Source organism: Roseateles sp. (assembly GCF_052436255.1).
Lineage (GTDB): Bacteria > Pseudomonadota > Gammaproteobacteria > Burkholderiales > Burkholderiaceae_C > Pelomonas.
On the sequence record NZ_JBQVNP010000177.1, the window covers coordinates 1 to 9,445 of the forward strand.

15 protein-coding genes are annotated in these 9,445 nt (G+C 63.4%); 4 read left to right on the forward strand and 11 right to left on the reverse strand.

Annotated elements, in window-relative coordinates:
* From ACT6S0_RS24350 to ACT6S0_RS24365, 4 genes are all read left to right on the forward strand, one after another.
* Positions 1-893 (forward strand): ArdC-like ssDNA-binding domain-containing protein (locus tag ACT6S0_RS24350; RefSeq protein ID WP_444766345.1); only part of this gene is annotated, 893 nt, incomplete at its 5' end.
* Positions 894-903: 10 nt separating this feature from the next.
* The gene (locus tag ACT6S0_RS24355; RefSeq protein ID WP_444766346.1) at positions 904-1,314 is read left to right on the forward strand and encodes a hypothetical protein; all 411 of its coding nucleotides are present in this window, start codon (positions 904-906) and stop codon (positions 1,312-1,314) included.
* A gap of 8 nt (positions 1,315-1,322) precedes the next feature.
* The gene (locus tag ACT6S0_RS24360) at positions 1,323-1,580 is read left to right on the forward strand and encodes a hypothetical protein (protein WP_444766347.1); all 258 of its coding nucleotides are present in this window, start codon (positions 1,323-1,325) and stop codon (positions 1,578-1,580) included.
* 46 nt (positions 1,581-1,626) lie between these two features.
* Positions 1,627-1,920, forward strand: coding sequence for a hypothetical protein (locus ACT6S0_RS24365; RefSeq protein WP_444766348.1), 294 nt, complete (start codon positions 1,627-1,629; stop codon positions 1,918-1,920).
* A 59-nt stretch (positions 1,921-1,979) separates the two neighbouring features.
* Here the strand turns inward: ACT6S0_RS24365 and ACT6S0_RS24370 are convergent, their stop codons facing one another.
* The 11 genes from ACT6S0_RS24370 to ACT6S0_RS24420 all read right to left on the reverse strand — a co-directional run bounded on the left by ACT6S0_RS24370 (position 1,980) and on the right by ACT6S0_RS24420 (position 8,507).
* A complete protein-coding gene (locus tag ACT6S0_RS24370) occupies positions 1,980-2,420 on the reverse strand; it encodes a site-2 protease family protein (RefSeq protein ID WP_444766349.1) in 441 nt (146 codons plus the stop codon).
* A gap of 77 nt (positions 2,421-2,497) precedes the next feature.
* Positions 2,498-2,833 carry a hypothetical protein gene (locus ACT6S0_RS24375; protein ID WP_444766350.1) on the reverse strand — a complete coding sequence of 112 codons (336 nt, stop codon included), beginning with the start codon at positions 2,831-2,833 and terminating at the stop codon, positions 2,498-2,500.
* Positions 2,830-3,228: a hypothetical protein gene (locus tag ACT6S0_RS24380; RefSeq protein WP_444766351.1), complete on the reverse strand. Its 399-nt coding sequence runs from the start codon at positions 3,226-3,228 to the stop codon at positions 2,830-2,832. Before ACT6S0_RS24380 ends, ACT6S0_RS24375 begins: the two co-directional genes overlap by 4 nt.
* Positions 3,225-3,566, reverse strand: coding sequence for a hypothetical protein (locus ACT6S0_RS24385; RefSeq protein WP_444766352.1), 342 nt, complete (start codon positions 3,564-3,566; stop codon positions 3,225-3,227). Before ACT6S0_RS24385 ends, ACT6S0_RS24380 begins: the two co-directional genes overlap by 4 nt.
* Positions 3,567-3,573: 7 nt before the next feature.
* Positions 3,574-4,530 carry an AcrVA2 family anti-CRISPR protein gene (locus ACT6S0_RS24390; RefSeq protein ID WP_444766353.1) on the reverse strand — a complete coding sequence of 319 codons (957 nt, stop codon included), beginning with the start codon at positions 4,528-4,530 and terminating at the stop codon, positions 3,574-3,576.
* 32 nt (positions 4,531-4,562) lie between these two features.
* Entirely contained in the window at positions 4,563-5,258 is a 696-nt protein-coding gene (locus tag ACT6S0_RS24395) for a DNA adenine methylase (RefSeq protein ID WP_444766354.1), read from the reverse strand.
* The gene (locus tag ACT6S0_RS24400; RefSeq protein WP_444766355.1) at positions 5,259-5,888 is read right to left on the reverse strand and encodes a hypothetical protein; all 630 of its coding nucleotides are present in this window, start codon (positions 5,886-5,888) and stop codon (positions 5,259-5,261) included.
* 18 nt (positions 5,889-5,906) lie between these two features.
* Positions 5,907-7,037 carry a hypothetical protein gene (locus ACT6S0_RS24405; RefSeq protein ID WP_444766356.1) on the reverse strand — a complete coding sequence of 377 codons (1,131 nt, stop codon included), beginning with the start codon at positions 7,035-7,037 and terminating at the stop codon, positions 5,907-5,909.
* A 55-nt stretch (positions 7,038-7,092) separates the two neighbouring features.
* The gene (locus tag ACT6S0_RS24410) at positions 7,093-7,809 is read right to left on the reverse strand and encodes a PspA/IM30 family protein (protein WP_444766357.1); all 717 of its coding nucleotides are present in this window, start codon (positions 7,807-7,809) and stop codon (positions 7,093-7,095) included.
* 19 nt (positions 7,810-7,828) lie between these two features.
* Positions 7,829-8,050 (reverse strand): hypothetical protein, encoded by a 222-nt coding sequence (locus tag ACT6S0_RS24415; RefSeq protein ID WP_444766358.1) that lies wholly within the window; start codon positions 8,048-8,050, stop codon positions 7,829-7,831.
* A 235-nt stretch (positions 8,051-8,285) separates the two neighbouring features.
* Positions 8,286-8,507 (reverse strand): hypothetical protein, encoded by a 222-nt coding sequence (locus ACT6S0_RS24420; RefSeq protein WP_444766359.1) that lies wholly within the window; start codon positions 8,505-8,507, stop codon positions 8,286-8,288.
* Between the last annotated feature and the right edge of the window lie 938 nt (positions 8,508-9,445).

Here is a 9,445-nt window from a genome sequence, read left to right on the forward strand (position 1 = left end):
CCATGACCGACACGAACGCACACAACACCCCCACCGCCAGCAACGCCCCACAAGCGCAGTTCCTCGCACCCCAGACTCACCAAACAGCAGCAAAGGTGGGGACCGAATTCAGCCACATCCTTCAGGAAGCTTTGACGAAGCCGGGGATCGTGAACGAAGCGTATCGGGCCTTCCGCAACTACAGCATCGGGAACCAGATTCTTGCGGCCATCCAGCTCTCGGCCAAGGGCCTGCCGCTGTCGCCTATCGCGAGCTTCAATGCGTGGAAGGAAAAGGGTCGTTCGGTCAAGAAGGGCGAGAAGGCAATTTCCCTGTTCATGCCGGTGCCGGTGAAGTCCCGCGCCAAGAACGGCGCTGCGGCCGCCATCGCCGAATCTGACGATGCACAAGGCGGGACGTTCAATGTTTTCATGCTCCGCGCCAACTGGTTTTCGCTGGACCAGACGCACGGCGAGGACTTCGCGCCCGAGCAAGTCACGCCCATGTGGGACGCTGAAACCGCCATGGCGGCGCTGGACATCCGCGAAGTGCGCTTTGATGAGCTTTTGGGCAACCGCCTAGGCTATGCCACTGCTAATCGCACCATCGCAATCAGCCCGCTCAACAACCTCAAGCACAAGACGCGCTTCCACGAACTCGCCCACATCGTGCTCGGCCATACCGCCGAAGGCGACGTGATCGACGGACCGGAAACACCGCGCAGCTTGATGGAAGCCGAGGCCGAAAGCGTGGCCTACATCCTCTGCACCTTGCTGGACCTGCCGGGCCAAGCCGAAAGCCGGGCCTACATCCAAGGCTGGCTTGCTGGTGCCGAGCTGCCCGAGAAGAGCGCCAAGAAGATCTTCGGCGCCGCCGACAAGATCATGAAGGCCGGTCAGCCTGTCACCCACTGAAAGGCGCACCGTGGACCGAATTTCTCGCGAAACGGTGCCTGTGATCGTCATGTACTCATGCAAGCGATGCCGGCTCGGCAAACGCGTCGAGTACACGCGCATCAAGGGTTCGATCAATGGCCACGCTTCACGCCTCGACGAGGCGGGTAAGTGCATCCCGTCGGGTGTCTGGATCGAGCGCAGCGGTGGCGGCCTGCCAACGGTCTACGGTGGCGATCCGCTGGGCATTTGTGCAGGGTGCGGCAAGGCTATGAGCTACGGAAAACTGACTTCCAGCCTGCGGCCGGAAGTGAAGTGCAACGCCACATGCCAGCACGCACGCGGTTTCTCTTGCGACTGTTCCTGCAATGGTGCGAACCACGGCACGGGATGGCAGGTCGGCGCCGCTGGCCTCTTCACGACAACCATTCAATCGAGCTAGGAGCCTCCATGTCATCGTCCGTCGACCTCACCCCCATCGCGCAAGATGGATTTTCTGCCGAACGCTGCGAAGGCGAGCAGGCACTGGCCGCGTGCCCCTACATGGAGAGCAGCCCGGCCGCGATGGCCTGGCTCGTGGGCGCGTGGTTGCGCTCCACTGGCCAGCCCGCTCCCCGCGCCGTGCGCATGTCGCGCGGCTACAAGGTGCACGCCAACGGCATGCTGCTTTCGCTGGCCGATCCGGCCGCGATCGCACGCGTCGAATAACGGGGGCGGTATGTCGAGAATGTGGCGCTATTCGCTGCGGTGGGCGATGCCCCATCGCCCCTGCCCTGGCCCGGTCGAGCTGGTGGTGGCCGAGGTCGCAGCCGGCAAACCATGCCCGCCCGAGGTGGCGGAGCGCTGGACGCCCGGCACCGGCTACGCCGTCAGCATCGACTTTCTCGAATCGCTGACCATCAAGCGCTGGAGTGATGATCGGAAGGCGAAAACGCGCCGGCGCAACCTGGTGCGCCGACTCGAAGCGACGGCGCCACTCTTTGCCGACGAGCTGGCCGAGCGCGAGCTTTCGGCCAGGCCGGATTACTTTGCTGGCAAGAGCCGCTAGACAGCGGCATCGTCGGAAACGGCGATGCTCGCCGGCATCGGCCTTACGGGGCCGATGCTTTACGCCGCTCGACCAATTGCCAACAGCCAAAGATGATGCAGGAACCTTCGGCCGTCGCTGGTGATTGGCAGCAGATTCAAGGCAGCTCGTGAAGCAACCATGACGGCAATGATCGTGGTGACAGGACCTGTCGCGTCACTGACGTGAATCACGAGAACCACAGTCGTTGCGACGGCCACATCGACCAGCCAACCCGCGGCACTCAGCAGCGCCCGTTTTCCATAGCCGAGCTGGAAATAGCGTTCGTCGTAGGTCACTCGACCACCGAACGGAAATAGGCGAAATGTCAGATCACAGCCCGATGCAGTCGCCGGCACACGCAGGATGGCCGGTCCTATGCCCAGACTGAACTCGCTGCTGTCAATGCCGCACAGTTTGGCAGCGTAGTAGTGGCCGGCCTCGTGGAATACCGTAAGCAGCATCGGCAGGATGATGAGCAACCCGACGCAGGCCCGCAGCAGCTCAGCATCAGTTAGCGCGAGTGCATAAGCCGCCAGGCACGACCAACCGCAACCGCTCATTCGGCACCACGCGCTTGCGCAAGCAGCTTGTTCAGATGCGCCTCTGGATCGGCACTGACCCGCTTAACCCTGTCCGCATCCGTTGCGGCATGTAGGCACGCGATCGTGCTGCTTCGGCCGTCGGGTTTATCCGACAATCGACATTCGTAAGCGAGCAGAGCCAGCAGTGCGCGATCCTGTTCTGGCATCCCCATCACGTCAGGCCACAGCAGCGACAAACGCGCGTGTACCTCTCTCGCCATGGATTCCCCTGCCCATCTGCCGATGAGCGAACCCATCACAGTCACGAGCAGGAAGACAGCGATTCCGATGTAAATCGTTCGCCTTTTCACAGTGGGCCTCTCTGTGTGCGCCGGTATTCTTTGAGCGAGGCATCGAAGGCCGCGTCGGCACGTTCATGAAACAGGCTGCGGGCCGCGAAAGTCGGTTTAAACAGCATGATCGCCCACGCGATCGCGGTCCCCGCTGTAAATCCGACGGCCGCGAAGGCGCCACTATCAAGTCCCATTGCCCATGCGATGGCCCCGCCAAGGCAACCGCACGCAAGCGGGACACAGAAGAATCGCAGGGCAAGCGCAGCCGTCACCGCAAGTTGCGCCCGCCAGAGGCGCGGATCACGGATCGCGCGCGCGAACTCTGCCGCGTAGGCGTTGTTCGCCCTGTGCCAGCGTTCCTCGGATTCGCGCGACAAATGCCGGGCATGCCGTGGCGGTTCGTAGTTACTCATATCGTGTTCACCTTCAAGTCAACCTCCTGGCCACGTTTGAGTGCGCGCAGGAGGATATTGTCCGGCGCCGCGTCCGTCCCAGTTGGCAGGCTGACGGTCGCTAGCGTGCCCGTAACACTGACTCGCACAATGCACATCCCCATGGGCGTGTACGCGCCCCCGGAACGCGTGTAGCTCTGCGAACGAATGAGTTTGTGGGTCGGCTCGGCCAGGTGGGCCTCAATCCGCTGAATCATTTCGCGATTCATCGGATGCGGTGGCCAGCGCATCAAGTAGTCGCGCACCTCTGCCAGGAAGTCGAGCGTAGCGGCGTGCCGCTGGTCGGTTGAAAATTGCATGGCTTTCCTACTGTCTCACCGGTCGGACGACCGGCACCAGTTCACCAGGCTCGCGAATGTTGACCCCGATCGGGGGGAGCCAGCGAATGTCGCGCTGGCGCTTCTCCGTCGGCACCCCTTTGCGCGGACCGCTCAAGAACGTATGCCAGTGAAAGGCCCGGACATGCGGCGTCAGTGTCCGGCCGGTGGCTACGCCCCCGGCCGCCGCACTCGCATACGCGGCGCGTAGCGCCGCTCCCATGCGGACGCCAAGCTCCCAGTTCACCGGCCCAGGAGCCGGGAAGACCCTCCAGCCGTCTCGACGTGTCCTCACCGCCTTCGGCGGTAACGGCGTCGCCGGCACCCCGCCTCGCGTCAGCTCGGCATTCGCCGAGCAGAGATAGAGCAAGATCGACAGGACCGGCTTCGCTGCTCTCTCGAAAAAGCTGTGAAGCCCGCTCGCGGCCGGGTAGGTACTCTCGATCGCTGCAAGCAGCGATTCACCCGAAAGCTTGATCGTCAAGGGCAGCATCGTCGCTTCGTCGAGCGATCGGCTGAAGTCCCGATCCGTGTCGAAAAGCATCGTCAAGAAGACGGCGCCACCCTCGTGCTTGCCTGCCGACTCCATCAGCACCCACACGCCACGGGCAGCACCCTTGAATGTCTCAATGCCGGGCAGCTCGATGTAGACGCACCACTCAGGCAAGCGCCGGAGCACTTCGACCGGGACCGCCGCATCCAGCGGCGTTTGTGTCAGTGCTTCCAGAAGCGTCTCGTCGACGCGATAAATGCCCTGCGTCATCCGCCACGCGGCCAGAGCCGTCAGCTTCGCCGCCAGCACCGGGCGCTCGCCAGTGATCGACAACGCAACGGCCATGGGTGCATAGCACCATGGCTCCCACGCGACATCGGCCATGAACTGCTCGCGCAGCATCGCATGGCGCTTCCAGATGCCGGGGAGCTGGTGGCCCACCAGCTCCAGCATGCGCAGCGCACGGTGCGCGCCAGGTCCTGCGGTCATTGTTGGCCCGCCGTGGCCAACTCGGAGGCCTCCAGCTCGCGCAGACATTCCATGATCGCTGCGCGCTCCAGCGGCTCCATCTTCTGGAGCTTGCCAAGCCATCGCGCCTTCTTCCGCTTGATCTGCTCGCGCTTGCGAAAATTCACGCCCACATACCGCATGTCGTGCAGCAGCTCGGGCTTGTCGTAGTTCATCCAGATGCGCTCGACGGCGGGGCCGCCGCGCGTCATTACGGTGAACTCTTCAGACCGCCACGCGCCAAGCGCCGAACTCTCGTACATCGCCGAGGCGTAGCCGGACACCATCACATTGCACGGCAATGTCGCAAGCGTTTCCACCAGCCGCTTGTGATCGTCATCGCTGTACTCGTGCCGGTACAGCTTGCCGCCCCGCCGACTCCCCATGACGTAGGGCGGATCGACGTAGACGAACTCGCGCCCGGTGAATTTGAAGCGTTTGAGGAATGCCACGGCGTCGACCTGGTGCAGCTCCAGGCCTTCGACCTGGCGCGCGGTCCACTTCGCGATCACATCGGCATCGATGTCGATACCGATGTTTCTCGCGGCAGGCTTCTTGCGCTCGAAGATGTTGCCGCCGCCCAGGTGCGTCTCGATGTAGACATCGTGGGGCGGGATGTTGTTGATGATCGTTTGATAGGCGCCCGAGCCGCCTTTGCCACCTGGATAACGCATCTACGGCCTCGACGCTTCGCGCATCATTTCGTCGATCTTGTTCTTGAACTCCACGCTTCGCCCAGTGGTGTACTCAGGCCACGGTACGAATGGAGTGCCGTACAAGACATTGAAGGTCAACGCTGTTGGGCAGCGAAACGCCAGAGCATCCCCGTCGACGCGCACCAGTGCGACCTCGCAAGGAACTTCGTCTGCGCCCACGAAATCCGCCGCCGCGAACCCTGCGTCATCGCCGCGGAAGAACCACCAGTGATCGATGGCGGTGAACGCCAGATAGATCCCCAGCGCGATACCCACGCCGCTCAGAACGCGTCGCCCCTTTGCCAGCGGCCGATCGTTCCCCCACTGCGAGCCCGCATGAGCCCACAGAGTCGACTCGTACGTGAACACGAGCAGCGCACCGATGCCCGCTGCAAAAGCCAGGATCGGCGTCCAGTTGATCGCGTCGCCAGCGATCGCCCCGTGAAAAAAGAGCTTGGCGAAAAGATCGGTGGCAAACACAAAAGTCAGCGCCGTCAGAACTGCCACCGCGCCCATGCCGATCCGAAGACCGCGCGCAGTGCGGGGCAAGCTGAAGAAAGACGCGATCGCGTAGGAAACCACGAGGATCAGCGCAAGAAGGAAAAGCATTCTGGTGGTACTTCCGAATCAATCACTGCTGCTTGAGGAACCGCTGTCGCTGGTGCCGCAATCGAAACTGCTGGAGCCCGAATCGCTCGACCACGAGCTGCTTTCGTAGCTCCGGGCGGGCTCTGGTGCAGGTGCAGGACACGACTGGTCCTCGCTGCGCCATGCTGGCGCCGGAGCGGGCGTGCTGTCGTCGACGAAAGCCTGCCGGCTCTCTTCCCTGCGCCCCGCCTGGCCCTCACTCCGCTGGCCGTGCCATACCGAAATCGGGCTCAATGGGCTCAAGGGACTGAGCGGGCTCAACAGCGGGTTCAGAAGCAACCCACTCATGAATCCGTCACCTGACGGCGCCGGCGTGCTGGCGGCAATGGCTGGTGCCCTCGCGTCGACGGCCTGGCGCACCGCCTGCGGCGTTGGCGCTGCCCTACTCTTCCGTTCCGCGATCGGCGCCCGGCTCGCCGGTGCTTCTTCCGCGTCGGCCGACATGCGTGCCGCCATGTCGTTCAACTCGTTGCGCATCGTCTCCAGCGACTTGCGCTGCGTTTCATCCAGCTCGCGACGTTCGTCGTGGACCTGTCCAAGCATCACCATCAAGCTTTCGATGGCCCCTTGAAGCTTCTCTTCCGTCATTGCCGGTGCTCGGCCTGGCAGACCTCGCTTGAAGCTGGCCATCGCGGCCGACTTCAATTTGTCGATCACCCCTGTCGGTTTGATCGCCATCATTTTCTGAAGTACGTCGGCACGTTCGATCGTCTCAAGCAGTGCGGCGCGATCGCCGTTCAGCCGCGCTTGCGACGCCTTCCGCGAGCTGCGCACCATCAGATACACGCCGACACCCAGCAGCGCACCTGCGCCGATAGCCAGCGGCACTGCGTGCCCGCCGATCCAATCCCACGCATGCGAAAACCAACCCGGCTCACTCGCGTCGGGCTCGGAGGCCGGCGCTGGATTGCCTCCACCCATCAACTTGCCAAATACGACGGCCACGCCCAACGACATGGCCATCAAGAACACCCCGCCGAGAACAGGCCCCGCTTTCTCGGCGTCCCCTTCAAAGACCATCTTGAACAGTGCCCATGCCAGGCCCAGCGCGATCACCACGCCGCCAAGGGGAAACATGATTGCCGTCAGCGAATCGACGGCCGTCGTCACTTTGTCGAGCTGTGCGAACGCAGTGGCCGGAATAGTCAAAAGGACGAGAAGCGTTCTAGCTCGCATTTTTTGCCCCCTGAATCGTCCTTGCCTCCACCGGTGCGGCCGTGGGCTGAAGGCCCAGGGCCTTCAGCTTCTCGCCGATCGCTTCGCGCCTGGCGTAGTCAGCGAGCTTCGCATCGGGATTGCCGGCACTCTTCTCGTGCGCCAGCTCCGCAAGCGCAGCCGCCTTCGCTTCTTCGCGATCGACGTTCTCTTCGAGCCGGTCGAAGTCCACCCCGCCACCTGCGGTGCCGATGTTGCCGAGCGCGCGAGCCGCGCGACTCTCGGCCTGCGCGACCTTGCTTCGCGCGTCGAGCACGCTGGTCTTGTTCTGCATTTCGATCTTGACCTTGCGCAGGCTCCCCAGCCGGCCCTTGAGCTGCTCGACCATCGGGCTCAGCCTTGCCACGTGCGTCTCGAACGACGCGGCCAGTTCTTCCGCCTGCACCTGACGGTGCACGGCGTTGACGGCTTCAACCTCGTTGCCGTCGGCCGCGGCCGTCTTCGCGATCGCGCCCCACTTGCCGGCATCGCCGTTCGCCTTGTCGCGGTTATGCGCCATCAGGCGCAGCTCGGCCGACACGTCGGCTACGCCTTCTTCGGCCTTCTGGATCTGTTCGTCCAACTGGCGCACGCCCTGGCGGGCAGTGCGGCCGGCATCGCTGTTCTTGTCGATCAGATCGTGAAGCGCACCAGTGACCTGCGTGACGAGTTTGCTCAGAATTCCCATGTCTATCTCCCTGACGGTGTTACTTGATGGCGCTGGCCTGGTCGGCCAGCGCTGCTGTTTTCAGCTTCGGCCCTTGTGGCTTCAGCTTTTGCATCTCGGCCTCGGCCTTCGCGTTGATTCTCGCGACCACATGCCGCGACCACAGCTCGCACGTCCCGGCGAAGATCACCAGTGCCAGCCACGCGCACACCAAGGCCTCTTCCGTCCTGTATGGCGAGCGCTTTCTCACGTCATTTCCCATGTCGTTCTCCCCTCGAAAGTGCATGTGCAAGATGCCGCGCATAGGTTGCCACAGCTCGAAAATATGCCGCCATCGGCCCCTTCCGCCGCTTCCATGCGAGTTCGGCTTGTTGGTCGGCTTGGTGTCGAAGCTCTCGCAAGACGGCTTCGAGTGGTGCCCGCTGTTCCTTGGGCAGATTGAGCAACGCCCTTCCTGCCGGCAGTCGCAGCAGTGGATTCAGGTAGCCCATCCCGAATCAGCTCTCGAGCCCGGAGGCACTTGCGTTGGTCGGCAGCGGCGTACGAATCTCGGCGCCTGTCAGCCGGACACCTTGAGGTCCGAACGAGAACGACAGCACCCCGCTTCGCACGCGCACGTCGTCGGGAGAGGTGCCGATCGGATTCGACTTGAGCATGGCCACCATTTCGGCTTCGGTCACCCGCTCGCCCACCTTCGCCTTGATTTCGTCGGTGGTCATCTGTGCGCTTTGTGGCGTGATGGCGTCGCGCTTCGCCGGCCGTTCTTCGTGAGGTGTGTTTGCTAGAGTTCGTCCAGCCATACCAATCTCCATGACAGGTTGAGTGTGGTTAGGCGGTGGCTGGTGTTCCCGCACCTGCTACCGCCGCCTCTTACGGCACGTATCCGACCGTGGCACCAATCATCGCCGGAAATGGCGATGCTGTCAAGGAATCCGAATAGCCAAAATGCACGTTTTGGCTTTCCGCTGCGCGGAACCGGGATGACCGTTCCAGGGCGCGCGCCTTCGCGCTTGGTCCCTTCGGGACTGCCGGCAGGCCGGCACCCTTCCAGGCACACCCGGCGCCTGCGCCCTCCGGTTGCTGAAGACCAGCATGCACGCCACATCTGGCGATGCGGCACCGCTCCTTTTGCCCCGGTTGTGATCCCGAAAACCTGCAGCATCGTCAGATCGGGCGAGGCTGGCCAGCCCAGCCTCGAAGAGTCCGCACGCGGGATCGGACTCCCCTCCCTGCACTCCAGATCCAGCATCGCCTCAGACGGCGATGCACAGACCACGACCAGGCGCGCAGGGCGCGCAAGCAGGCGAAGCCGTCTTCTGCGAAGCCGGATGCCCCAGGTGTTGACGGCCCGCAGGGCGGGCCGCTGCACCGCCACGGCGGTGCATTGACCAGCGCCGCAGCAGCGGCGACAGATCGCCAACCCTTCGGGCTGGCGCGTGTTGTTTGCGCTGTGTGAAACACGTTCTCCCGGTCGAGGTCGCTGGTGGTCGTCTGCCGTTCTGGACCCGTCTTTTTCCGACGCATAGCCCTGCCCGTCAGGGCGCCGGGTACCGCTTCGCTCGCGTACTCGCCCGGTCCCTCCGCTTCGCTGCGGGCATGCGGCCTCTGTGCGCGCCCCTCTGCCCTGCCCGCCAGGTCTCTTTATGCGTCAGACGGC

What these genes read in the sequence shown, in the direction of transcription:
- ACT6S0_RS24420 (WP_444766359.1), bottom strand. Translation starts at nt 8,507, where the DNA reads ATGACCACCGACGAAATCAAGGCGAAGGTGGGCGAGCGGGTGACCGAA.
- ACT6S0_RS24390 (WP_444766353.1), bottom strand. Translation starts at nt 4,530, where the DNA reads ATGCTGGAGCTGGTGGGCCACCAGCTCCCCGGCATCTGGAAGCGCCAT.
- ACT6S0_RS24395 (WP_444766354.1), bottom strand. Translation starts at nt 5,258, where the DNA reads ATGCGTTATCCAGGTGGCAAAGGCGGCTCGGGCGCCTATCAAACGATC.
- ACT6S0_RS24380 (WP_444766351.1), bottom strand. Translation starts at nt 3,228, where the DNA reads ATGAGTAACTACGAACCGCCACGGCATGCCCGGCATTTGTCGCGCGAA.
- ACT6S0_RS24410 (WP_444766357.1), bottom strand. Translation starts at nt 7,809, where the DNA reads ATGGGAATTCTGAGCAAACTCGTCACGCAGGTCACTGGTGCGCTTCAC.
- ACT6S0_RS24365 (WP_444766348.1), top strand. Translation starts at nt 1,627, where the DNA reads ATGCCCCATCGCCCCTGCCCTGGCCCGGTCGAGCTGGTGGTGGCCGAG.
- ACT6S0_RS24400 (WP_444766355.1), bottom strand. Translation starts at nt 5,888, where the DNA reads ATGCTTTTCCTTCTTGCGCTGATCCTCGTGGTTTCCTACGCGATCGCG.
- ACT6S0_RS24415 (WP_444766358.1), bottom strand. Translation starts at nt 8,050, where the DNA reads ATGGGAAATGACGTGAGAAAGCGCTCGCCATACAGGACGGAAGAGGCC.
- ACT6S0_RS24385 (WP_444766352.1), bottom strand. Translation starts at nt 3,566, where the DNA reads ATGCAATTTTCAACCGACCAGCGGCACGCCGCTACGCTCGACTTCCTG.
- ACT6S0_RS24360 (WP_444766347.1), top strand. Translation starts at nt 1,323, where the DNA reads ATGTCATCGTCCGTCGACCTCACCCCCATCGCGCAAGATGGATTTTCT.